This window comes from Mameliella sp. MMSF_3455, from assembly GCF_030733205.1.
GTDB lineage: Bacteria > Pseudomonadota > Alphaproteobacteria > Rhodobacterales > Rhodobacteraceae > Antarctobacter.
The window spans coordinates 1-24,811 of record NZ_JASHJL010000043.1 but is presented as its reverse complement, the minus strand read 5'-3'; the positions used below and the strand labels follow the sequence as shown (position 1 = coordinate 24,811).

General features: G+C 57.8%; 13 protein-coding genes and 1 pseudogene. 3 read left to right on the top strand and 11 right to left on the bottom strand.

What is annotated here, in order from left to right; translation table 11 throughout:
- The first annotated feature begins 2 nt into the window (after positions 1-2).
- Positions 3-875, top strand: coding sequence for a replication-relaxation family protein (locus RBB42_RS22730; RefSeq protein ID WP_305971041.1), 873 nt, complete (start codon positions 3-5; stop codon positions 873-875).
- 77 nt (positions 876-952) lie between these two features.
- Here RBB42_RS22730 and RBB42_RS22725 read toward each other — a convergent pair whose 3' ends face one another.
- Both RBB42_RS22725 and RBB42_RS22720 read right to left on the bottom strand, forming a co-directional pair.
- Positions 953-1,150 carry a helix-turn-helix transcriptional regulator gene (locus RBB42_RS22725; RefSeq protein ID WP_305971040.1) on the bottom strand — a complete coding sequence of 66 codons (198 nt, stop codon included), beginning with the start codon at positions 1,148-1,150 and terminating at the stop codon, positions 953-955.
- 182 nt (positions 1,151-1,332) lie between these two features.
- A complete protein-coding gene (locus RBB42_RS22720) occupies positions 1,333-14,541 on the bottom strand; it encodes a DUF4214 domain-containing protein (protein ID WP_306043422.1) in 13,209 nt (4,402 codons plus the stop codon).
- Positions 14,542-15,111: 570 nt separating this feature from the next.
- On the opposite strand from RBB42_RS22720, the pseudogene RBB42_RS22715 reads away from it, so the two are divergent.
- A pseudogene (locus RBB42_RS22715) lies at positions 15,112-15,899 on the top strand (IS5 family transposase).
- A 1-nt stretch (position 15,900) separates the two neighbouring features.
- Here RBB42_RS22715 and RBB42_RS22710 read toward each other — a convergent pair.
- The 8 genes from RBB42_RS22710 to RBB42_RS22675 form a co-directional block, all read right to left on the bottom strand.
- A complete protein-coding gene (locus RBB42_RS22710; RefSeq protein WP_305971038.1) occupies positions 15,901-17,031 on the bottom strand; it encodes a tyrosine-type recombinase/integrase in 1,131 nt (376 codons plus the stop codon).
- 333 nt (positions 17,032-17,364) lie between these two features.
- The gene (locus RBB42_RS22705; protein ID WP_305971037.1) at positions 17,365-19,266 is read right to left on the bottom strand and encodes a DUF262 domain-containing protein; all 1,902 of its coding nucleotides are present in this window, start codon (positions 19,264-19,266) and stop codon (positions 17,365-17,367) included.
- Positions 19,256-19,720 carry a putative PII-like signaling protein gene (locus RBB42_RS22700; RefSeq protein ID WP_306043836.1) on the bottom strand — a complete coding sequence of 155 codons (465 nt, stop codon included), beginning with the start codon at positions 19,718-19,720 and terminating at the stop codon, positions 19,256-19,258. The genes RBB42_RS22705 and RBB42_RS22700 overlap by 11 nt, the downstream gene beginning before the upstream one ends.
- Before the next feature lie 122 nt (positions 19,721-19,842).
- Positions 19,843-21,900 (bottom strand): hypothetical protein, encoded by a 2,058-nt coding sequence (locus RBB42_RS22695; RefSeq protein WP_305971035.1) that lies wholly within the window; start codon positions 21,898-21,900, stop codon positions 19,843-19,845.
- Positions 21,897-22,382 (bottom strand): hypothetical protein, encoded by a 486-nt coding sequence (locus tag RBB42_RS22690; protein ID WP_305971034.1) that lies wholly within the window; start codon positions 22,380-22,382, stop codon positions 21,897-21,899. The genes RBB42_RS22695 and RBB42_RS22690 overlap by 4 nt, the downstream gene beginning before the upstream one ends.
- Entirely contained in the window at positions 22,379-23,296 is a 918-nt protein-coding gene (locus RBB42_RS22685; protein ID WP_305971033.1) for a pterin-binding domain-containing protein, read from the bottom strand. The genes RBB42_RS22690 and RBB42_RS22685 overlap by 4 nt, the downstream gene beginning before the upstream one ends.
- A 91-nt stretch (positions 23,297-23,387) precedes the next feature.
- Positions 23,388-23,603, bottom strand: coding sequence for a hypothetical protein (locus RBB42_RS22680; protein ID WP_305971032.1), 216 nt, complete (start codon positions 23,601-23,603; stop codon positions 23,388-23,390).
- A gap of 65 nt (positions 23,604-23,668) precedes the next feature.
- On the bottom strand, positions 23,669-23,791 hold the full coding sequence (locus RBB42_RS22675; RefSeq protein ID WP_305971031.1) for a hypothetical protein: 123 nt from the start codon (positions 23,789-23,791) through the stop codon (positions 23,669-23,671).
- A gap of 206 nt (positions 23,792-23,997) precedes the next feature.
- Here RBB42_RS22675 and RBB42_RS22670 point away from each other — a divergent pair, with 206 nt between their 5' ends.
- Positions 23,998-24,282, top strand: a complete 285-nt coding sequence (locus tag RBB42_RS22670; RefSeq protein WP_305971030.1) for a hypothetical protein — start codon at positions 23,998-24,000, stop codon at positions 24,280-24,282.
- Between the two features lie 299 nt (positions 24,283-24,581).
- On the opposite strand, the gene RBB42_RS22665 is transcribed toward RBB42_RS22670, so the two are convergent.
- The coding region (locus RBB42_RS22665; protein WP_305971029.1) for a hypothetical protein at positions 24,582-24,811 on the bottom strand (230 nt) is incomplete at its 5' end.

Below are 24,811 nucleotides of genomic sequence, written 5' to 3'. Positions count from 1 at the left end.
CCATGAAACAGACCGACACACTGGGCCGCGCCACCTTCCACCACATCGCCCCGGTCGCGGGTGTCCGCCTGACCGAGCGCGAGGTCCGTTGGCTGAAACACATCGAGCGCCACGGCCCGCAGTCCTCGCAGTATCTTTTTGAACTGACCCGCGACACGCATCGCTGCAAGGACACCGCCCTGCGCGCCATGCAGAAACTCAGGGCGGCGGGATATCTCAGGTTGCCGCCACAGCAACGGGCCACAGAACGTGCCGAGTGCAGGCCATATATTTACGATCTGGCGCTGCGCGGCACCGATCACCTCGAAGAGCTTGGCATCCGGGAGCCGACAGTGCGTCCAACCGGACATTGGTGGCATGGCTACGCCGTTTCCGCTTTCACAGGAACTCTCGATATTCACCTACGGCAACGCGGCTGTGAGTTTATTCCCGCCCACCGCATCCTGGAGCGCAGCGGTGCAGATCTCGCCATTCAAATAGACCGCCACCGCTTGATCCCGGACCAGCTCTATGCAGTTCGCTACCCCGATGGGTATCGCGCCTTTTTTCTCGAAGTTGATCGTGGCACCGAACCATTTCGATCAGGCGCCGCTCGAAAAAGCCTGTCCCAAACCACTGATCTGTATAGCATGATGATCGCTAAGAACTTGCACCGCCAACACTATGGTCTCAAGGCCAGCACGTTGGTGGCCTTCGTGTTCACAAGCCTCCTAAGGGCGCAAACCTTCCGCGACATGGTGGGGGAACGCGCAGGGGGGTACGCCGGGTATTTTTTGGTAAAGACGATGCCTGAATCGCTGACGTGGGCAAACATGGCAGAGGTGCACCAAGGGCCGTGGGTGTCCGGGTGCGGCGTGGAGGTGGCGGGGGTGTAGCGCGGATTTTGTCAAAATCATTGACCCAAAGAAAATGGGTGACCGGGTTTGCAACCCCGATCACCCGGCTCCTGAGATCAGGAGCGTTCGTCTTGGACTTCGCGGCGGGCAAGCCGTTCTTCGAGCCAGTCCAGCACTTCCGCTTCCACCCAGCCAACCCGGTTCACGCCCAGCTGTACCCGTTTTGGGAATTGGCCGGCTTTCTCCAAGCGGGCTATGTGTTGCGGCGAATACAGGACCAGTTCCTTGACCTGACGCTTTGATAGTATCCTCATCACGATCTCTCCATGATTGAAGAGCATCGCGATGCCCAGGGTTGACGTTGGCCCGGGGTGATCGACAGTAGCAGAAGCCGTTTGGGCGATCTAGCTACAACCCAAAACGTTGTCGTGCGTTGGATGGGCGCGTCTGACCAATATCAGAGCAAATGTCCCCGCAGGACGCTCGTTATCTCCCTCTAGGCTAGCACGATATCGTCCTGCAAATCAGCCAGCGTGACGTTGAGGATTGTCAGCGTATCGCCGTTCCCGAAATCGAATACAACGTCGCTGCCTTGTTGCGAGGCATCTGCCAGGGCATCCTGAACCGTGGCGTAGCCCATGTTGAACAACAGGATCTCGTCGACGTCATCTTCGAAGTCATTGATCTGATCGTGGTCCCATCCGCTTGTGAAACGGAAGGTGTCGGCACCTGAATGACCAAAGAGGATGTCGTCACCGGCCCGACCGCTGATCGTGTCGTCTCCACCGCCACCCCAGATCGTGTTGGCAGATCCATCCCCGGAAAGAATATCCGAGAAATTGCCGCCATGCAGGTTTTCGATGCTGATGTAGCTGTCTCCAGCGGCCTCGCCGGTATTGACGCCCGGAGAGGCCAGATCGGCCCGCACGGCCGTTGTCGCGGTGTTGTATTGCGCCCGGTCCACACCGTCCCCGCCGTTCAGCGTATCCGCCCCTTGGCCGCCGATCAGACTATCATTGCCGTCCATGCCGGACAGGAGGTCGTCGCCCGCGCGGCCCTGGATTTCATCATGGCCAAGGCCGCCCCAAAGAACGTTCTCGGCATCGTCACCATACAGGGTGTCGTCACCGCCCCCGCCGTGGAGGTTCTCGATATCAATGTAGATATCGCCGGCCGCAGCACCGCTGTTGTTCCCAGGCGTTGCCAGATCCGCGACCAATCCGCTATCCGTGGTGTAATACTGGGCACGGTCGATGCCATCGCCACCGTTCAAAGTATCGGCTCCCGCGCCACCCCAGAGGATATCATCGCCGGTGCCGCCGTCGAGACTGTCGTTGCCGCTGCGACCGTGGATCTGGTCATGGCCGCCCCGTCCCTGGATGAGGTTGCTGCCGGTATCGCCGCGGAGAGTGTCGTCGCCATTTCCGCCTGTCAGGTTCTCCACCGAGATATAGACGTCTCCTGCGGCAGAACCGGTATTGTTCGCCGAGATTTGCAGGTCAGCCACAAAGGCGCTGTCGGCGGCGTAGTAGAGTGCGAAGTCCAGGCCATCGCCACCATCTAGCGTGTCGGCTCCGGCGCCGCCGGTCAGTACATCATTGCCGGCGCCGCCAGTCAGACTGTCGTTTCCATCCCGACCATCTAAGGCGTCCGCCCCGGCATCGCCATGCAGTGTGTCATCGGTCATGTCACCAGAAAGAGCGTCACTGTAAGCACTTCCTCGGATTTCCTCGATCCCGAAATAGCTGTCACCGGCTGCATAACCTGTGTTCAACGCCGTGTTGGCGAGATCGATCGTCAGTCCCGAGGGCGCGTCGGTGTATTGCGCGACATCAATGCCTGTTCCGCCGCGCAGTTGGTCGGAACCGGCGCCGCCGATCAGGATGTCATGACCTTCGTCACCATAGAGCGTGTCAACGCCATCCCCGCCGTAGAGGATATCGTTGCCTTCCGAACCATTCAGCTCGTCATTTCCGCCAAGACCGAAAAGGATGTCCTGTTCGACATGGCCATAAAGCGAGTCGTTTCCGGCACTTCCGTCCACCTTGAAATAACCCTGCCCATTGTCCCGCCAGTCCGGATCGAATGCAGGGGAGACGGTGAAGACGAACATGCTGTCGTCGTTGAAATCCGACAATTGCTTGCGCAGAAAGACAATCGTGACGCCTCCGCTGGCAAAGACGACGTTCTCGCCCTGTTGCGTGAGCAAGGCCCGGACCTGCGCGGCAGTGGTGAAGCCAAAATCCGCAAAGACAAGCTGGTCCCAGTCTTCGAGACCGACGATGGTGTCCGTCCCGCTGTCACCAGCCCGGATCACGTAGCGGTCCATCAGGATGCCACCAAAGACCGTGTCATCACCGGAACCGCTGTCGAGAATATCGTCGAAGCTGTTCGACCGGACCCAGTTATAGACATCCGTGCCCGTCGCCGCGACGAACTCGTCGCTCTGGACCATCGCTTCGACGAATTCTGCCCTTGTTTGGCCGTTGTCGAGCGCTGTGGTGCCATCAAGGATTTCCTGCGATGTTCCGCTGCGCCCCAGAATCTCTGAATACATGGCCTCGACGAAGGCTTGGTTGCCAAGCGCGCCATAACTGCTTTGGAAGGCGCTTGAAGCGACATACTCAGCGACAAGTTCGCCGAAGCTTTTGCCCTGTGCCAGGTCGAGCGTCTCGCCCAGGTAAGTGTCCAGGTCGATTGTACTGGGATCTCCGCTTACCAAGGCCGTGTAGAGACGGAACAGATCGTCCGTATAGGCCGCCTGGTAACCCGCATCGGTAAAGAGCAGGGCGGCATCGGCCCAATAGCCATCCGCTTCGGCGCTGAGCGCGATTCCGACCACAACCTCGGCACGGGTCTTCGTCCCGTTGGCGAGATGCGTGGTCCAGGTACTCAACCCCGTCGGGTCCGGTTGGCGGCCAAGCCCGTTGACGTAGAGATGGGTGACGAACTCCTCGTCCGTCATTGTACCCTGTGCCTGGAACTCGGGCGAAGCAAGGAATTGCTCCGCAGCAGCTTCCATCGACAACGAGCCGTTGACCACCTGGTTGACCCAATGGAGGTGGCCGGATTGATCAGGATCGCGGGCCATAGCCGCGCCGTAGTACTGAACAAATTCGATGGCGACAGGATCGGTCTTGTAGTTCCAGACTTCGGAATAGAGCAGATCGTTGCCACCATGCCCGAGAAGCGTATCGCTGCCTCCCTGACCATAGAGAGTGTCATTGCCTGTCTGACCGAGAAGGCGATCATCACCGGCCCCACCGTCGACGACATCTGCAGCCCCACCACCTTCAACGGTGTCAGCGCCATCACCGCCGAAGAGCGTGTCATCCGCCGCCCCGCCGTCCAGCGCATCCGCACCGGCATCTCCATACAGGCTGTCGTTGCCTTCACCGCCATCGAGCGTGTCCGCACCATCCGCACCGAACAAGGTGTCGTTTCCGGCCCGCCCCAGCAGCCAGTCCTGGCCGGCTCCGCCGCCAAGCAGGTCTGCGCCATCACCGCCATCCACCAGGTCGTCACCGGCGCCGCCTACGAGGATATCCGCTCCACCTAGTCCGTATAGGGAGTCTGCCCCCAAGAGACCGTTCAGCGTGTCATTGCCCTCGGTGCCATCGAGGTGTTCGGCGTTCTCGGCGCCCGTACGCGAGACACCGGTGAAATTCTCCCTGGTCCAAATCGTGCCATCGCCGTAGATCAGCGCCTCGATTCCACCCGATTCCGATCCGTCGTACTGGTTTCGGATGAGGATAGTCTCAGCGCCGCTCCCGCCATCGACAACAACTTCCATGTCATCTGGATCGGTTCCGAGTTGAAGAGCCAATTCTCCAAGGGCGACATCCATCAACCAGAGCACATCCGCATCTGCTACCGGCAGTCCCGCATCCGAAATTATGTCGTTGCCATCGCCCCGCCGCCATACGTAGGTGTCGGAACCGTCACGACCGACAAGTGAATCAGCTCCCGCGCCACCGTCGAGAGTGTCGTTGCCATCGCCACCGTCCAGTGTGTCCGCGCCTTCCAGGCCGAGGATATAGTCCCGGTACGCGGTGCCGTCGACGACGTCATCATTGGATGTGCCAGAGAGCCGGGCCCTGTCCTGTATTTGTTCCAGCGTCCAGGTCTGACCATTGTCAAAGGTGATCGCTTCGATCCCGCGCCCGTCCGTCGGATCGCGGAACTGGTCCCAGATTTCGATATCGGTCAGACCGGAAGATGTGACAATCCGAACGGTCAGGTTGTTGCTGTTTGGAACACGTATGAGCGAAACCTCTCCCGGCGCCACATCTCCCAGTGCCAGGATGTCGGCGTCCGAGGCGCTTCCTCCGTCATGCACGAGGTCGGCGCCATCGCCGTCCAACCAATGGTAGGTATCGCTGCCCGCCTCTCCGACAAGCGTGTCGCTCCCGGCCCCACCGATCAACGTGTCATTGGCCGCGTCGCCCAACAGGCTGTCATCGCCCGCGCCGCCATCGATCACATCCCTCAGTTCCGTGCCGCTCAGCGTATCGGCACCCACGGTGCCGGTCAGCGAGGTGTTGGCAAGGATCTGGTCCAGGTTCCAGACCGAACCGTCCTGAAATTCGATCTCTTCGATCCCCAGCCCAAGGTTTGCCTGGGCGAAACGGTCCGTCACCGTGATCGTGCTGGTCGAACCGAATTGTGTAACGAGGATCTTGAGGTCGTCGCTCGCCGCCTCGCGTATCAGCTCCACGTCACCGGGCATGACATCTGTCAGGACCAGGCGGTCTATCTCGGTTGTGTCGGAACCAGTATCGACGATCTGGTCATTTCCATCCCAGAAAGCCCAGAGGTAGGTATCGCTGCCACTGCCGCCGTCGAGTGTATCCTGGTGCAATCCACCGTCGATCGTATCGTCACCGCCGTTGCCGTTCAGGACGTCCGTTCCGTCGAGGCCATCGATGAAATCGTCCACCCCTGTCCCAGACAGCGTGTCCGCGGCATTTGTCCCGATGCTGATCTCCTGTGCCGCCTCGTCGTCCAGCACGTCCAGAACGGTTCCATCTTCCAGGAAAATCCGCTCAACGCCTTTGCCTGTGGAGGCAGACGCAAGGCGGTCCTTGATCGTGATAACCTCGCCGGACCCGCTTATGGTTACGAGGATATCGTCACCGGACCGGGAGAGCGTCAATTCATCATGCCCAACACCATTCAAGTGCAAGGCGTCAGTTTCTCCGGCAGGCCCGCTATCGTTGATCGTGTCGCTGCCATCGCCGGGTGACCAGACATAGGCATCGTTGCCATTTCCGCCGAGGAGGCTGTCGTTTCCAGTTCCCCCTTCGACGATATCGTCGCCGGAACCCGCGTTTATGGTATCGTTTCCACCGAAGCCGAGGAGGTTGTCGCCGTAGCCGGTCCCGTTCAATGCTTCCGATGTGGCGTCCCCCCGCGTTTCCGTCAGGGCCAGTATATCGTCGAGTTCCAGCCGCGTCCCGTCGCCGAATTCGATCACCTCGATGCCCCGGAATTCATCCGTATGCTCGAACCGGTTTTTGACCAGGAGGGTGCCGCCATCCGGCCCTGCGATCGTGACGGTCAAATCGTCGCTGCCCGGGATACGGGTCAGTGTGACATCCCCGCGCGAGACATCTTCAAGGAGGAGTGTATCGATTTCGACAAGCGACGTCCCGGAATCCGAGATCGTATCATCGCCATCCCCGCGCGACCAAACATAGCTGTCGTGACCATTTCCACCTTGGAGAAGATCACTATCCTCCCCGCCGATCAGTGTATCGTCGCCAGCACCGGATTGGAGCGTATCCGCACCCGCCAGGCCTTCCAGAAGATCGTCGCGCCCTCCGGAAGTCAGAGTATTGGCATTTGCGTTGCCATAGACCGAGGCCAGTTCGAAGATCTGCGCCTGCGACCAGGTGGTCCCATCCGGAAACAGGATCCCGGACAGGCTGTTTGTTGCTCCCTGCGTGGAGCCGGCAAAGAAATTCTTGACCGTGATGGTTTCGGTGCTTTCGCCAGGTGGCGAGATGTAGATCTTCAGATCATCGCCAACCTGTCGCATCGCGACATCTTCGGGACCGACATCGGCCAATTCCAACCAGTCGGTTGCGTCAGCAATATCGACCTCAATCTCCGGCCCCAAAGGATATTCCGGATCCGGGATCAACTTGGTCGTATCCTCCGAGATCGTGTCGTTTCCATCGCCTTTGGCCCAGCGATAGATGTCGCTTCCCTCACCACCATCGAGGGTATCGTCCCCAAGACCGCCGGTCAGCGTGTCATCGCCCAGGTCACCAGTCAGTTTCTGGGCGCCGCTGTCTCCGACGAGGTTGTCATCGTAATCGGTGCCGCCGACATTCCCTCCTTGGGCAGACGGTTCGGAACTGGTCGCGGCCAATATGTCGTCCAGCGACCAGACCGTGCCGTTGGAGAAAAGGATTTCTTCGATCCCTTTACCGTGTGTGGCGTCCTGAAAACGGTTCGTCACCGTTATTGTCTCGATCCCCTGGCCTGTGTCGATGGAGATGACCAGGTCCTTGGTTCCCGAAGGGCGCGTCAGCGTGACCTGTCCCGGTAGGACCTGGGCCAGTTCCAGCCTGTCAGCTTCGAGTAGCGATTGCCCACCATCCGAGATCGTGTCGTTGCCATCGCCCGGTGCCCAAATGTAAAGATCGCTTCCGTTCCCGCCATCAAGAACGTCGCTGCCTGTCCCTCCGTCCAGCAGGTCAGCGCCGTTGGCGCCATTGATCGTGTCGTCTCCGGCTCCACCATCCAGCGAATCCTGCCCGGTAGTCCCGACCAGGTTCTGGGCGCCCGCCCCGCCGGATTGCTGATTGATCGTCGCCAATGCGGGGGCGATATGAGCGTTGCCGGTCGCGAGGTGGTCGGCGCTTTGTGCCAATGAAACAGCGAACTGCGCCTTGGAAATCCGACCCGAGTCAAGGTGACCTTCCCACAGCGCCTGTTCGGCGGCAGTGGGCGCGCGACCTAGCCCGTTCCAGTAGGCTTGGGTGACCAGTTGCGCATTGGTCAGCCCGCCGAGGCCAGCGGCCTCAACGCCGTGAACGTCACCGTCGAGCGCGAGCAATTCCAGGGCCAGGTCCTCAAGCGTCTCCGGCGTGCCCTCCGGGTCTGCCGGGCCGTTCATCAAACGGTCCGTCAGCTCGGCCAGTTCCTGCGTGCTGGGCACCCGATCATAGATGACATCGATCAGGTTCGTGACCAACGCCTCGACATAGGTCCGGTCAAGCACCCGCTCGAATTCCGCCGGATTCATGACCACGTCGAAGTTGTTCGTGATCCGGTGGCTATTGCCCACGACGATATGTTCCGAGGAGTCCGCGATATGGTGAACCAGATCCTGCCGTGACATCCCCGCTATGGTGATCGGATCCTCCGGGTCCCCGGCCGGAAGCGAAGGTTCTTCTTCCTCTTCGTTCGTGTCGAAATTCGACAGCGCCTGAAGATAGGTGTCCAGCTCATCCAGGCTGGGAGCTCGGCCATAGCTGTTCAGGAAGACCTGGGTAATGAATTCCGCATCGGTCAGTTCCTCACCATAGCGCGCGGTGAACTCGCCAGAGCCCATCAGGTCGCTGGCAAGCTGCTCGGCATCCAGTTGCCCATCGGCGATATAGTAGACCAGCGTTTCCAGCTCGTAGGCGTCAAGATCGCGGTCGAGGAGGGTGTCATAGAGCCGTTCGGCCTCGGCGATGATCGCGGCCTTGGTCTTCTGGTCGAGCGATGTGGAATAAGTCTCCACTTCGGGATCCGGCGCTGCCAGGTCGAGCAGTTCGGAGATATACCCGTGTGTGTAGGTCAGCCAGGGCTCCGGCGTTCCGGGGCTACTGATCACCAGCGTCCAGTGTTCGACACCGAAAGGATCGACCTCATGATGCGTGGAGATATTGATCTGGGCATTGGCAACGTCACCGCCATTGTCCCAGCTATAGCTGCCGCTGCCATCTGGCACATAGCGCGTGGTCTGGACCAGGTCGCCCCGATGCTCGGTCATGACCAGTCCATCAGCGTCAAGCGTTTCCACGAAACGGCTGGTCTCGGCGCCAAATTCGTCGAACGTCCGGGTTGTCGTGATCTCTTTTCCGTCCGCGAACACCTGGGTCTCGATGGTCTTGTCCGGCAACCCGTTGCCGTCATAATCCAGCGTCCGTTGGACGGTCCGTCCGTCCGCGCTGATCTCGGTCACGGACCGGCTGCGCAGGTCGCCATTGGCATAGGTAACTTCGCGCAGGATTGTCCGGCGACCATCGTCGTGCAACGTGGTGGTAGAAGTTTCGGACCCGTCGATATCGCCGTCGCCGTCCATGTCGATGCTACACACTGAGGAAAGGCCATCCGCAGCCGTGATTTCCGTGGATTCGTAGGTCAGTTGCGCGCCGATCATCTCCTGGATGACCAGTTTGCGGGCACCATCTGCCTCGAAAGAGGTATCCATGCTGCGTTCGATATCCCCACTGCCATCCGCGTCCAGGTCCAGCACGGTCTGCCGAAACATGCCGTTGGCCGCTTCCACACGTATGATCTCTGCATCTACAGAGCCGCCTGCGCCAATGTCCCGATACTGCGTGGTAAGCGCCTGGTTTGCGTCCAGACTGCTTTCGACTTCGCGATCCAACAGGCCGTCGCCATCCAAATCGATGGCCAGCGAGGTCTCGAGTCCATCGTCGCTGACGATCTTGATCGATTCAAAGGTCAGCACATAGCCGGCGGCATACCGCTGCAAGGTCTCGACATAGCCACCGCTTGCGCCATCCTGGCGGGAGTAAATCCGGTTCGCAGTCCCGTCCCCGTCACTGTCGGTGGAGACCGTTGTATAGAGGCCGTCACCGCTGGTGTAGTTTGTGATTTCGGTCAGGAGGGTCGAGGATGCGTCACGCGTGGTCTGGACCCGCAGGGTCGCGCCATCTTCAGCAAAAATGGTCTCATCCCGGGTCAGGAAATCCGAGACGCCATCCCCGTCAAGGTCGATCCGGCCGGAGACCGCCATTCCATTGGTACTTGTCAGGTAAGTGGCGGAGGCAATCACCTCGAACCGCGCGTCCAGGTGCGTGACATCCCGTCGTGTCACCCCGCTGGCGGCCAGGCTGGTGATGTCACGCATGGCATAATCGGCCAACCCGTCGCCATTGGTGTCGACATCCAGAGTTGTCGTCAATCCATCCGCGGAGATGGTCGCGGTCCGGGTCCCGAGCAGGCTTTCCCCCTGGAAGTAGGTGGCGGCCTTCGTGATCGTTCCGTCATCGGCTTCTGAAATCACCGTTACCGAGTCATCAAAGCCATCGCCGTCCGCATCCCGCGAAAGGGTCGAGGTCCTGCCATCCGCCGAGGTCACGCTGGTGGACCCGGCCAGCAGGTCGGTGTTGGCGGCCCGTTCCTCGACCGTCACGGTTTCGGTTCCGTCCTGGGCCAGGTCCGTTGTCGTGGTGACCGTCAGGTCCGCATCGCTGTCGAAATCCAGATCATAGGTTTCCACCACTTCGCGCCCGTCGCCGGACACATCCAGTGTGTCGCGGCGGTAGATGGTCCCGTTCGTGCCTTTATAGTCGGTCGTGGTCACCTGGGATCCATCCGCTCCCAGAACGGTTTGGGTTCTCACAACGGTTTCGTAGGCAAGATCGCCGTCGCGATCCAGCCGGCTGGTCTGGACCAACCCGGTGTCGCTGGTTTCCAACCGTGTGCGTGATTGCAGTGACCCGTTCGCGTTCAGGGCCTCCGTGGTTTCCGTCACGGTCCCATCCATCGCGATGGCATAGTCGGTTCTGAGATCCCAGTCGCCGTCGCCGTCCAGATCACTTTCCGTAACAACAGAGCGCCCGTTATCGCTGGCAATCACCTGCGTGAACCTGCGCAGATCTCCCTCCCGGTCAGTGACTTCGAACCGATCCACGGTGCCGCCATCATGGCGCAGTATGGTCGTGGATGTCTCCACAAGATCGAAGACACCGTCTCCATCGGAGTCACTGGAAACCTTGCGGTCCAAACCATCGTCGCTGACATCCGTCCGGATCTTGCCCAAGACTGTGCCATCGGCCGCCCGGGTGGTGGCCAGGGTCGAGGTCCCGCCACCGCTCAGCAGATCGGTCTGGGTCTCGGTGCTGCGTTCGAACACACCGTCGCCATCCGCGTCCAGATCCAGAGCCGTTTCCAACCCGTCGTCGCTGGTTTCCAGGACGGTCAGCGAGCGCGTGCTGCCGTCGCGATTCTGGATTTCCTTCGTCAGGATGGTGCTGCCATCATCCTGCAAGGCTGTGGAAGACAATTGAATGCGATCATCGAAGCTGTCTCCGTCCAGGTCGACAGAGGTGGTCGAGACCAGGCCATTGGAGCTCGTCTCGATCCGTGTGACGTCGATCGTCGTGCCGTCCGGGGCGAAACGGGTCACAGTGGTCACCGAACTGCCGTCAGAGGCGATCACCTTTTGACGGGTTTCGTCCGTGTTCCCGTCACCATCGGCATCAATTGTCGTCAGCGCGTTCAGCCTGTCCGCGCTTTCAAGAACCGTGTGACTGTAAAGCAAGGTGGTGCCATCTCCCGCGAACAGCTGTTCGGTCTCCAACCGGCTGCCATCGGGGTTTTTCGAGAAGGTAACGCTCCTGACCTGGTCGGCAAGGCCATCCCCGTCCAAATCACTGCTGGTCGTGACGTCGAGCCCGTCCGCGCTTGAGACGATGGTATCGGCACCAAGAAGATCATCGTTTTGACTGGTGCGCGTGACGATCCTGGTTGTCGTCCCGTTCGCATTCAGTGTCGTGACATCGGTGACGATAAGATCGAGATCCCCGTCGCCATCCGAATCCAGCTCGGTCGTCTTGGACAGACCATCCTCGCTGGTGGTCTCCACCGAGGTCGCCCGAATACTGCCATCCGGGTTGCGATCCCAATGGCTGGCAACCCGCTCCAATGTGACCGCATCCTCTACAACCTCGTCGATCAGGTCCGTGGCATCAAACACGCCGTCCTGCGCAAGATCGACCTTGCGGGTCATTCCAACCTGGTCCGCGTCAAGCTCGACACGAACCTTGCTCCGGACGGAACCGTCGGTATTGGTCTTGGTCACCGTCTGCATCCGGCTGCCGTCCGCATTCAACACCGTCGCGTCATGCGTTGTCAGGTCGGTATCCCCATCGCCGTCGAGATCGGAGACCGTTGTGGTGATCAGCGCGTCGTCCGATTGCGTGATGGTCGACGCATGACGCAGCGATCCATCCCCATTCAGGACCTCGTAGATGGTCTGGGTGCTCCCATCGGCAAGGATGGACAGGTCGGTGACCTCCTCGACATCCGCAACCCCGTCGCCATCGATGTCCCGACTTACCGTGCGGTCCGTGCCATCGAGGTTTGTGACCTCGGTATGAGACTTGCGGATTGACCCATCGGTATTGGTGACCACGAACGTCTCGGTGCGCGGATCTTGCGTGGCCGAAAGCGTCTGGGTCGTGGTCACGTCCCAGTCGCCATCGCCGTCCAGATCGACCCGATCCGTCCTTTGCTGGCCTGTCGCCGTCAAGGTCTCGAAGGTCTTGCGAATGGTGCTGCCATCCTCGGCAAGGTCCTTGATCGTGATATGCCAAGCCCCGTTGGCCTGCAGGACCCGCGTTTCCTCCTGGTCGATCCAACCGCCACCCTTGGTGTCCCGTTGGATCGTGACCGAGCTTCCGTCAGCACTACGCGTCGTCGTGGTTTCATTCACCAGGACGCCCGTGGCAACCTCCGAACCGATGTAATTGGTGACCTTCCGTTCGGTTTCGACGCCAACCGTCGTGGCGATCTCGATCGTCTGAACCCGGTCGACAACGCCATCACCATTGTCGTCATAGAAGTTCGTGACCTCCGAGCCGTCCAATGCACTGACCGCCGTATAGACAAAGGCGACCGCACCGCTGCCATCATAGCCGGTCTGGACCACCGTGCGTTCGCCATTGGCCACGGTATCGCTGCGCGTGACCCGATAGCTCTGGCCATCCGCCACCAGGGTGACGTCGCCCAGGGTTCCGGTTCCGCCCCCGGAAAAGGAGAAACTCGCCTTGCCGGTGATCACCGACCCGTCCGGCAGTTCTATGTTGGTGGCATCCTCGTTCAGGTTCAGCGAAGTGATGCCCAGTTGCGCAAGCGTCTTGGCTTCCTGCGAGCCGTCCTCATTGGTGACCAGCACCTTGAAATAGTCGAAGGGCTTGTCCGAGGCATTGATCACCCCGTCGCCGTTCACATCCCAGGTCGCCGGGTCATTGGCGTCGATATCGCCATCGTCATCGGTATCGAACACCGCCTTGAGCGCCGCGATATCTGTGGGCGCCGTTGGATCCCATTCGGTAAAGATGAACTCCAGCGCCTCGCTGATCGCCCCGTCGCCATCGGCGTCGAAAAACAGAACGCCATCGCCCGGCGCCGCCCAGGACGTGCGGTTCTCGAGGCCGTCGCCATCGCTGTCGAGGAAGGTGGTGGTTTGCGAAAATTCGGTGATCTCGATCCCGTTGCCGTTTAGATCGAGGAGAATGGGTTGGACGCCCGTGTAATCGGGGTTCTCAGGAAGGCCGGGATTTGGTGTACCCGTGCCACTCGGGCCGTCAGGTGTCTCTGTCCAGGAGCCTCCAGAGGATTCAAAGTTTCCTGTGGTATAGTCTTGTCCGGCCCCATTTGTTCCGTCGTAAGGCGCCGAACCTCGAGTTCCATCGCCTGCTGGCCCCGTTCTGGTTGCACCGCTTCCGTCATAGGAGCTCGAATTGTCGTTGGAGTCCTCGCCCCTTTCGCCGGGCCTAGGTACATCTGTGACGGGTTCACCCATACTCAGATTAGGCCCAATAGCCGAGGGCCAACTGGGGTCGAGACCGTCCAGCGTATTACCCCAAGTGAAGCCCCCCGGCGGAACGGAGCCAGAGTCCCAAAGAAGACCGGACCCCAAAAGAGGAGGTGCGATGTCTTCGGGGAACGCGAGGGGGCCAAAGGAAATTGGAGAAGTACGGGGAAACGGCGGCGGCGATGAAATAGTAGGGGCATTGTATCCCCAATTCGAACCATATCCACGAGGGTCGAGGCCGTAGTATAGATCAAGTCCGTATATCGTGTCGTAGGGAAGGTACCCAATAGATGTCCCGTCGTCACGGATTACTACTTTAAATGGCCTCCCATAGTCATCCAAAAAAACTCCAAGAGGGTCAGCCAAATGTGGTCCGCGAGAATTAACTGCGGGGCCAAGAGGCGAAAGGTCCACACCATAATGCGCGTTAATCTCGACTTTGTGCATTCCATCAGCAAATACTGCGTTTGCCTTGAAGCCAAGGAAGCCTTGATAATTGGGCAAATCACTTTCGGCCAAGAAGCCCGCATCAGCGATAGCTCCAAGCTCTCCAATTGGCGTCTTGTAATATGCACCGAAAATCACACCTACGCCAAAGGCGCCAGACACGGAGAACCCCTCAATAAGCCCTTTCCCCAAGTCAAGGGTTACAGTCAGATCACCCTTAAAGCCAGCAGCGACGCTGCTTTCGACTGTGGCGATTAGCCCCGATGGGCCATCGACGATCGACCCGCCTATCTTAGCGCCACTCCCCCTCCCAATTCCATAGCCAAACTTAATCTCCGGCTCCGCGCCATTCAAGGCTAGAGGCTGATCCATACCCTTATAGCTTAGCCCGAGTACATCATCTCCAAATTTACCTTCCAAGGGAGGGTCGGAATTGGCTAAATTAGTACCGTTACTAAATTTTCCCATGAACTACTTGCCTTTGAGGTGCCGCACAAGTCTGGTAACGACTAAAGGCGAACTCACAAGCCCCCATAACACAAAAAGAATTTCGAAACCTTTCCCCAACTCCCTCAAGTAATTGGACGCGCTGCTCGACAAGGCGTTGGCGATCCAAGCTAAGCCTATGTACGAAGCGAGCACGAATGCAAACGAAAAAAATGGCCTTCGATCAAGAACCCGAAGAACAAACGGCTTTGCTCTCATCGCACTCCCCCAACAGATTTCTCACAACTGACCATATGAACACAAGCTAACACCGATGGGAATTCACTAGCGGCGGCACGGCTCAATTTATCTGCGCAATTTACAATGCATCATCGTTCAAACCTCTGTCAACCTACGTGAAGCATCTTGGCGACCCAAATGGCGTGATTGCTCCTGCGTCAGGGGCGTCGAGAGTTCGTCAAGTGGGAAATTGGGGTCTATCAACTATTGCGCCACGAAAGTTGTTTTCGATGCGCTGTTCATGTATCCTGGGACGTGTTGACAAAAGGGATTCACACTGCGCGGCAAGCGTGGTTCAAGCTGGTATCTGCGATGGAGACCAGCTTGGCACGAGGCCTGATGTTGGACGAGGAATGGGCGTTCTTTGAGCGTTTCATCCTGACAGTCCGCGCCCCGAACGGGCGCAAACCCACCAACCACCGCCTTGTTCTTGCCGGGATTTTCTGGATCGCGCGCACAGGCTCTCCTTGGCGCGATCTGCCGGAAGAGTTCGGCAAGTGGTCAAGCGTCTACCGCCAGTCCCGACGTTGGACACTGGCCGGACTGTGGGAGGACATCATGGAGGCCCTTAACCAGAGCGGTGCCGTTCCCGATGCGCTGCAGATGATCGACAGCACCATGGTTCGCGCCCATCATCAGGCAGCGGGCGCAAAAGGGGGACTCAGCGACAGGGTTTTGGCCGTTCTCGAGATGGCTTCACAACCAAGATCCATCACCGCGTCAACGCGATAGGCTTGCCGATGAGGACCGAGATCACAGCAGGCCAAGCCTCGGACTATGTCGGTTTCGACATGGTCATGACCGATAACTTGACACAACCGAGCGTACTGCTCGCGGACCGGGGCTATGACGCTGACAGAATTCGGGCAACTATGAGCAAGCGTCATGTCCTAGCCGAAATCCCGATGTGAAAGTCGCGCAAGATGCGGGTCGGCTTGGACAGATCCCTATACCGCCTGCGCAGTCTGGTCGAGCGTTGCTTCAACAAGCTGAAGAACGCTCGACGCGTCGCCACCCGTTACCAGTAGACGGCCGAGAGATTTCTCGGCTTCATCGATATCACATGCATCCGATTTTGGGTGCGCCATTTTTCAACATGACCTAGTCTCCCAAGAGCTTGGCGAGAAAATCGTCAAAGTTGTCCTGCGCGACCCGCATTTCGTTCAGGTAATCGTGCCGGTTGTATATCGCTGCAACGCCACTGATGGTCCCTGAGATATGGTTCAAGAGCCGTTCGGTAACGTGGATCGGCGTGCCGAGTTTGGCATGAACCGTGGCGAACGTGCGTCGCAGATCATGGAGCGAGAAGGGTTCCACCTCGTCCAGAGTGCCGCAAAACCGCTCGAACGACTTGCCCCAGCCGTTGAACACCGGCCCCTTCCCGCTGCGAGCGGGGAAGAGGTAGTCGCTCATTTCAGGCACTTGCTCCAAGACATCGGATGCCCATCGTCCGAACGGAACAATGTGTGAGCGCCCGTTCTTGGTCAGGTCAGCCGGGAGCGTGATGGCCCGCGCTGATTGGTCGATCCAGTCCCATCGCAGGTGACTGACTTCACTTCGCCTCATGCCCGTGAGGACCAAGAGGGAAACGATGTCGCCGAAGGGATATGGCGCTGCCCTGGCCTTCGTGAATACCTCTTTGAGCTCTGCTTCCGACAGCGTCCGCTCGCGCGCTTTTGGTGGTTTGAACCCGCGCATGCCAGCCAAGGGACTGGCATCGAGGTATTGTTCCCGCACTGCCCAGTTGAGCAATGTGCGGGCGGCGACCAGTGCGTGACGCTGTTCACCACGAGAGGTTTGACACCCCCGGATCTTGTTCTGGAAGTCTTGGCGGGAAAGGTCGCTGAGATTGCGCTTACCGAAGCGAAAATGGGTATCGAGGCGGCTCTTGTAGTATCTGACGGTTGCCGGTCGGTTCCGGCGCTCGCAGTCTTCCAGGAAAAACTGACGCGCTTCAGCCCAGGTGATGGAGCGCTGTCGGTCCAACCCAAGTGTGAAGGCAGCCTTCAACTCCCTTGCCTTGTCCCGGGCTTGCTTGAGCGAGATGGTGGGGTAGCGGCCAATCGTCTTACGCGTCCGATTGGGTCCATAGACCACGACAAAGCTCTTGGCCCCGCCTTGCGACACCCGCACACCAAATCCGGACAGGCTACTGTCCCAGTATGTCACCTGCCCGCTGTCCGGCGCGGGGAGCGACTTCAGTGTCCTGTCCGACAGGGAAGCGGTGGGCATCTTAGGCTCTCTATAGGCTCTTAAAAAGCACGTGCTTGGGGGTGTTTCTATGATCAGGCTTGTTCACCTTATCGTCCATAAGTACAGTATTTTCAGATACTTGTGAACACCTATGTTCAGCCATGAAAAACGTCAGAATTTGTTTGAAAATCCTCGTGTCGGTGGTTCGATTCCGCCCCCGGGCACCATTAAAACTCAATGATGACAACGCGTTGTGGCAGATCAAGTTCGTAGTATGGGCTGTGCTTTGTCACGTGGGTAGCATTGGGGTAGCATGTTGGAGCCATTGCCGATTTGCACGGCTGGCTCGGAGTTGTGTTGTCGCTAAAACAGTTAGCCTCCGTCCAAACCGATCCAACGGGAAACGGCAAGGTCTGCGAACCGCTCGCCGCGATCTCGTATTTCATCTTCGGTCCACTGCGTTTTCCCGGTGAACCACTTGTTCAAGAACAGGCCTGTGTGCTCGGCAAATTTTGCCTTCTTCTCTTTGAAACCCTTGTTCCCCGATGAGATGTTCAGACCGCCTGTGAGCAGCGTAAGGTTGCCCAAGGTGTGAAGGATGGCGTTTCGTGCGATTGCCTTCGCATCGTCATCCGAGGGGCGACCGGTCGATCCGTCTTCATAGGGCCAGTCATCGCCCCATGACTGCGGCATGACATGCTCGACCCACAGGTTAGGGGGCTGGTCGGACTGCTCGGCGAGTTTTGACCTGCTTGCGAGCTCCAGTTCCCACAGGATGTCCGTCAGTCGCGGACGCGGCGAAATCGCATACGCGTTCTCGTTCAAGATACCGTGCCGAACGTCGCGGTCAGTGGGAAACCGGCTGCTGACCCCGGCCTTCTTCGAGAAGTAACCCTTGAAGCTCGCAACCGATACGCCGTTCTCAAGGAACTCGGCGGCGATGGACTGAAACACCTTGTTGAGGTTCTTGGTCGTGAGATTGCAGAGCGTTCGACGCACCAGATAGGAATAGATCAGTTGTGCGAGTTTCTCTCGTTCCTCGGGCGCTACACCCTCCTGCCCCATCTGCAAGGCCACCGGGTAAACGGTCGTCACCTGCCATGTCGTCAGCTTTCGCCCGAGCCATTTCAGAGACGGATCGCAATCCTCCTTGCCCTCTAGCGTGCGATAGACGGGTGCATACTTTTCAAGCAGCTTGAGTTCATCCTCGACGTTCTCGAAACGCGGGCGACCCTTCGGTACGGCGAAATCCCGATACTCGGCGTATAGCTCGCGGATCGAAATCTTCTGCCCGGTTTCGGCGGCAAGCATGTGTGCAAGAAAGTGATCGAGGCGCGGGCGCTTGGGGCGCGCATTCGGTGCAGGCTCACGCCACCAAGGGTGGTCGAGTGGGTCCCACAGCTTCTTGTAAAGCGTCTCGACCTTGGCCTTCTGCTTCTCGGCGCGGTGGAAGATGTTGTTGCGAACGAGGTCCATCGCCAACAGCGGTTCGCCCTTCGAATTCAATGTCTCGAAGATCACCTGCGCGTCGTCGCCTTCGCCAAGCGTAATGACCACCAGCTTCAAACGATCCAGCAGCGCGCTCAGGAGCGTCTCCAGACGTGCCGACACGTCCTCAGGCGTGATACCCACGTCGATATGACCCTCGGCGTCTTCTGGCTCGTCTGAGGCGTCCTCGAAATCTTGCGGGCCGTGCTGAACGAAATCCTCGATCCACTGGCGGAACAGGTGAAAGGCGCGAAACGCGCGTTCGGGCCGGTTCTTCGGCACCGACTTGCCCCAGAACAGGGATTTGTATTTCTTGTCAGCCTCGGCGGCGGTCAGATCGATGATGTCGTGGAACAAGTCTCGGTCGGAGGGCGTGGGCGTCAGCTTGAACCGCGTCAGCGGGTCGGTGTCCTTGCTCTGTGGAACATTGGTCAAATAGCCGTTGATGTGGTCGATGAAATCGTCTTGACCGTGAGTGCGGGCCACCTCGCGCAATGAAGCGAGAAACAGTTGGAACGTGGTCAGCCGTTGCTGCCCATCCACTACCTGCACGGTGGGCGTGAATGCGAATTTCGCTCCGCTATCGACCGGGGCGAGGATCAGCGCCCCCATATAGTGCTCGAACTTGCTTTCGCCTTCCAGCACCTCCGCGGCCTTGGCGGCGACATCCTCCCAGAAAGGGACCAGTCGTTCATCGCCCCACTGGTACTTGCGCTGGTAAAGCGGCACCATGAACCGACGTGCTTCCTTCAATACGACTTCGACCGGGTGATCGTCAGCGTCCATCGGCATTGCTCCCGAAAATCTCGACCTCGTCGCTGTCGCGCGGCAGTTCCCAGAATTCCACGTCCGGCGGGATCATGTGGCTTTGAGTGCGGCGGAAATAGGCGAGCAGGCTTTCGCCCGTGCGGACACGTAAGCTCCGCCCGACGAAGAAAATCTTGCGATACATTGGCGGGGCCATGTGGAAATAGAACATCGCCTCGGCCCAGTTCTTCATCTTGGCGCTGGGAACCACGTCGCCCTTTGTCCAAGTCTGCGACTTGCACTCGACGATCACGGGCAGGTCTTCCGAGCCAAGATCGAAGGTGTGCAGCTTCTTGTCGTTCCCTAGACCACAGGGCACCTTGTGGTTCATTTGCAAGGGGATACCGTGGGCGGCAAGGATGGCGCAGGCGCGAGCCTCGAAATCACGGCCGACATGGGCGTTGCTGATCGACCCTTCACGCTGAAAATTCATCATAAGAGCTGTTTCCGAAATTGTGTTTCACAGTCGTCTCTGATCACGAGCAGCAGCGGTTTCTTGCGCCGAAGTAATGGTGGAAAAGAACTGACGCATTTATCGACCTTAGCTGATCTTGATCAGTTCAGCGGTTTCAAGATGTAGCCGTTAAATGAGATTAGATTGTATGGACGATCGCCAAGTCCCGCCTTGATGGCATGTTCCTTTTCTGAGGTTGCGATCAAGATCTGATGTCGATCCGGTCTGACCTTGGCCGACTCTTGAAACAAACTTGTAAGGTTCACCGGGTCAGCAGCTTGTTGCCCCGGTTCATCGAACACTACCAGCCCTGCATGGTTGGTATTGTAGTTTTCATCCAGCTCTAGAAGAGAAAGATAGTATGACCACTTCAGGCGAATGCCATCGCTGGCAGACGCTTCGAAGCCGATGTCCTTTTCAATTTCCCCGCCAGAATCCTTATCAACCACCAACACCTGTGGTCTGAAGTTGTCCCTAGCCAAGGTGATTTCAGAGGGTGGGAAGGAATGGAAATCAAAAGTCTTCAGGTGCCCCTGTACGAGGGATTGAAGGCGGGAAATCTTGTTCTTGTCCTCCAAGGAAAAGTCGTCTCCAGTCCGCAATTCCTTAAGTCGGGATGAAAGTCGGGCCCATTCCTTAGCGACTACGACCAGCTCGTCAACTAGGCTGTCCGCGCGCTCCTGCATACCTTCCCATTGCGCCAAGCGCGCCTGCAACCGAACCGATTTTTCAATTGTGGTCCTGTTAATGCTCGACGCTGGGCGCACAAGCGCACGTTTCAAGCTACGCAACTCGCTTTGAGCTTCTTTGTAGTCTTGTTCGATGGACCGGCCTCGCAGACGAAGCTCCCCAAGCCTCTCTTCGGTGGCTGCCAACGCTGACTTGTACATGAGTTGCTGCGATTTTATGAAAGCTATGTTTTCATCAAGGGCCATCGCCCCTGAGGAACTTGGTGGTAGCAACTCTTGAGGCAAATGTTGATGGCAGGTCGGGCAACTCTCAAATGCCACGGCATCAGTAACCTCCGAACCAAGCGCCATTAGTTTTTTGGTGTCCTGATGACGCTTGAGGTCGATATCAAGCACGTCTAGGCGTTTCTGCAATGCCCTGTTTTCTTCGAGAACCGAGCGAAATTCAGTTCTCGCGACTTCAAACATTGCTCCGAGTTCATCATAGCGCAACTGAGCTGCTTCAAGGGCTTTTTGTGTGCTCGCCTCGGCCTCTTCGGTGGAAACAAGTTCAATGTTGTTTAGCTCTTCAATCTCTTCCTGAAGCTCCTTGGAGGCGACTTCTAGAGGCAACCACTCGCCATCCATGAATACTTCCAGAGAAATATCTGCCTGATGTGAGAATTCGGCGGTAGGTGCCTTGGGTACGCCAATAAATCGGATGAGGTCGACACCACCTCTCTCCAGCACACGTCGTTTGTCGGCCCAGTCACTTTCAAGGAAACCGATACGCTTATTCAGCTCAGCCCTTTCCCGACGCACCTTTCCGGCGTCGAGGTTCAGAACGAATTCGAGGACACGTCTGTTAATGTCCTGTATCCGGAAATGCGTCGGCAACGGCCCTTGAACTGTGGACCAACCACGCTTCTGTTCCACAAAGAACATGGGGAATAGGGTTTCGACGTACAGCGGACACTCAGTCCCATCGAACCTAGGAACAAGCGGCAACTCCCATCCCAAGAAATCAGCGAGGAAGTGATGGAACCCACTTTCTCTGGTGGCCGATCCCGGATCATGAACAAAGAAGTCTCGCTGTCTTTCCCTGACCTGATCAGTCTCCTCGGCTTCCGGTGTAGACCATGTGGAGATGAGTTTTGGATCTGCATCCCCAACTATGCTTCGCCGGATGCGAAGCGTCTCACCTTTGTGGCTGCAAACTACAATTTCGACATAGGACTGAAGCACCTCCTCATATGGGTCATCCTTGGATTCATGAATTCGTTCCCTCATTGCGAATGGCAATGGGACCGACAAATTTGCACTCAAGGAACGCTCCAAACCCAGAACGTAGATAATGGCTTGCAGGCAGGTTGACTTGCCAGACGTGTTGTCTGCTTGGACGATGTTAAGACCGGAAGTGAAATCAAGATCGACCCCATACACAGTTCTTGCTGTGATCGATCTCAGCTTCAGAGAACAAACTTGGATCATGACGGGGCCTTGTTGGCTAGCAAGATTTGGGTCACAAAGCCTTCTGTGATCTTGCTCGAGAACTCTCTGAGAAACGCCTTTTCAGTCACGAAGCTCTCTTCGTCGTCTTCAAGCTTCTTTGCAATTTTCTTTCCCTTGTCTGTAAGACAAATCGCCGCTTTGCCGTTTGCCACCATCCATTCGGCCAGTTGCCCGCCCGTTAGCAGGTCTACATTTCGAGAAAAGGCAGGTTCAACACGCATTCGCCACTCTATGAGTGCTGTTTCACCACTAATGATTTGGCCCAATTTCTTCCGCGACCGCTCTGAACGTAGCGCGTCGTTTAATAGATTTAACTTCGCTAGGGACGCTTTCTTCCCGCGCGAATAGTTCAGCATCAAAAGTGTCAGCGGGATACGCCAGCCGATACGAAGATCGCCCGGTACAGGCGAAGGCTTGCGTTCGAAGGAAAATTTTCGATCCGTGTGAATTTCAAAGTTCATTTTCCGTTCGGCTCCTGAAAATCCAATGGGCATTCAATGAGCCAAGTTCCTACTTGACCTTGCGAAATTGAGGCAATCTGCTTCTCGGAAAGCCCCGGCACCTGGCTTCTTAGGGAATTCGCGACGCGATCTATCGAAGAATTTATCTGCTGGGAAGCGGTATCCCCTTCGGCTCCAGCCATCTCAAGACGGCGCTCTTCGGAGTCGATGCACTCAGTTGATGCCTCCCAAAAATCGGGAAACTCGTCTCGCAAGTCTGAAAGAATATTCTCCCGCTCAACGTGGGCATAAACATAGGTTTTCTTTTTCTTCTCGGTTCTCCCATCATCATCAAGAGGAAACGCACGCTTGAGCTTATTCTCGACGCGCTTATCGAGTTTAAGGTGCACAGCTTCAAGCTGATCCGGGCTAGGCTTCTTGATGGATAAGGGTGCCCCCACAGCCTTTGTGCGAAGTTGTTGATACTCAGTCTCGAAATCCTCTTGACTTTGCACAAGAGCGCAAAAATCAGGTGCCAAGAAATCCAATCCGGCTTCCTTCACCTCCTTGGCGACCGCTTGGACATGAGAAATAACATCTTTGTTGTCCAGAAAGGGGCAAAGCAAAATCCAATTAGATATTTTGCGATCCCCTAGTATTTTGGAAATGACATCTTTGTTCTTCACCAGTTTTCGAAGATCACGGGAACCTTTTGCTTTCATTGCACTGGCAGCTTTTGCAACGTCCGACGTTTCTTCAGGCGCATAGCTCTGGTAGCAGCACCCATCGGTGGTGATGAATTCGAGGCCTGCATCACCCTGAACCCTATCAGGAATGTCTTGCACATTTTGGGGAAGGTGCCGCACTTGCACAAGCTGCTTGGAATAGCGCTGCCATTCCTTGCCATCCCAATCTCTTCTATACTTAAATGCCAATAGCCTACCCCAACTCACTTTAGAGCTGAGGTAGACTCGGAACAATTCCCCAGTAAGTCAAGCGTCTAGCTGAGGGCTTTCGCCCGCCGGATCATGTTGACGCGGTTGAGGACGAAAGAACCTTGCGAGCTTCCTTTTCGGCAACTGAACCCTTCACCCACTGCCATGGGGTGCGCGGCTTTCGTGTTTTCGCCAGTTCTGGGTTCGCCTTGGTGTCGCTAGCGGCGGCGCGCAAGCGTTCGCGTGCCTCGCGCGGGTCGATCTTTAGTTCTTCGCAGATGGCCTTGAGCGTCACGATATCGGTCATGTCGATCTCCTAAGTTGCTGATACAGCTAGATAAGACGCAAAGGTAGAGCATGTCAGGGATAACCCTAATTCGGTTTGAGGTTTTCCGAGGTGTCCACGCCGAGGGTCTTGGCGATGCGTTCGGCCACCAGGATCGACGGGTTGACGATCTGTGCCGCGCTCCGGGGCGAAACTGTCCGCGCCTGCAATTAACCCCGAGGATCGAGAGCGAAACGCGCGCGCGGCGGCGTTGTATTGAGCCAGCAGCGCCGGGGCGTGCCTCGGGCATGGTGATCCCGTCGCAACCCCGGCTGGCGCGCTGTGCGCTGCGCTCAGGGCGATCAACCCGAAATCTGCGCGGACGCGGCTACCCCTGTGGTCTCCCTCGACCGCGCGGGAATTACCCTGACGGGCGATGGTCCCCGATCTTATTGCGCTGGCATCGAAACCAGCCAGCGAGGAAATCGGCATGACGATACGCGCGAAATGGGCCTCCAACGGCCAGACGAAAATCATCTTGGGCAACTGGCACCGCCTGTGGTGCCTGCTGTTCGGGCCGTTCTACTACCTGTTCAAGAGCATGTTCCTGTGGGCGATCTTGTCGTTCTTCACCTTGAACGGCCTGTGGATCGGCTTCCCCATGTTCAACCGCGCAATTGTCTTGCGCGACTACCATCGCAAGGGATGGGTGCAAGAATGACCGCCCGAGCAGCTTGCCACCCGAGTGGAACCCGGCGCGCGATGCCGAAACCCAGCGCGAATGCGGACTGCATGAAAAGACTCAACAATTCGGGTCCGGCTCGCATCCGACAGTCTGATAGATAGTCAACGGGTCGGTCCGAGGCGTTCCGCGCGGCGTTGTCGCAGGTCGGCCACAGGGGCATGGGGGGAGGCGTTTTTTTATCGGCGCGCACCCTGCGGGCAGACGAGGGATCATATCGACTGCCGAGATTTTCGGCTCTGAGCCGCTGCGCTCCCCCCGCCCGCCTTTCTTGGGGGCTAGTTGATTTGTGAACGCGGGATCACGTCGAAGGGCAATCGCCCTTCCTGCCTGAGTTTCAAGAACCGATAAATGTGCTGGTTCATGGTCATCGCATTCTTGAACGCCACGTCGATGGGGGCATAGGTATCGAACGTATGCATCGATGCATATTGTGAACCGGCGTGCAATTTTGACCCCGTAGAGGGGTGATCGGCGTCCAAAAATGACCCCCTTACACTGATGTGGA

Excerpts from the sequence above, each read along its gene's own strand:
- RBB42_RS22720 (WP_306043422.1), bottom strand. The coding sequence starts at position 14,541 with ATGGGAAAATTTAGTAACGGTACTAATTTAGCCAATTCCGACCCTCCC.
- RBB42_RS22690 (WP_305971034.1), bottom strand. The coding sequence starts at position 22,382 with ATGAACTTTGAAATTCACACGGATCGAAAATTTTCCTTCGAACGCAAG.
- RBB42_RS22680 (WP_305971032.1), bottom strand. The coding sequence starts at position 23,603 with ATGACCGATATCGTGACGCTCAAGGCCATCTGCGAAGAACTAAAGATC.
- RBB42_RS22730 (WP_305971041.1), top strand. The coding sequence starts at position 3 with ATGAAACAGACCGACACACTGGGCCGCGCCACCTTCCACCACATCGCC.
- RBB42_RS22705 (WP_305971037.1), bottom strand. The coding sequence starts at position 19,266 with ATGGACGCTGACGATCACCCGGTCGAAGTCGTATTGAAGGAAGCACGT.
- RBB42_RS22670 (WP_305971030.1), top strand. The coding sequence starts at position 23,998 with ATGGTCCCCGATCTTATTGCGCTGGCATCGAAACCAGCCAGCGAGGAA.
- RBB42_RS22700 (WP_306043836.1), bottom strand. The coding sequence starts at position 19,720 with ATGAATTTTCAGCGTGAAGGGTCGATCAGCAACGCCCATGTCGGCCGT.
- RBB42_RS22695 (WP_305971035.1), bottom strand. The coding sequence starts at position 21,900 with ATGATCCAAGTTTGTTCTCTGAAGCTGAGATCGATCACAGCAAGAACT.
- RBB42_RS22710 (WP_305971038.1), bottom strand. The coding sequence starts at position 17,031 with ATGCCCACCGCTTCCCTGTCGGACAGGACACTGAAGTCGCTCCCCGCG.
- RBB42_RS22725 (WP_305971040.1), bottom strand. The coding sequence starts at position 1,150 with ATGAGGATACTATCAAAGCGTCAGGTCAAGGAACTGGTCCTGTATTCG.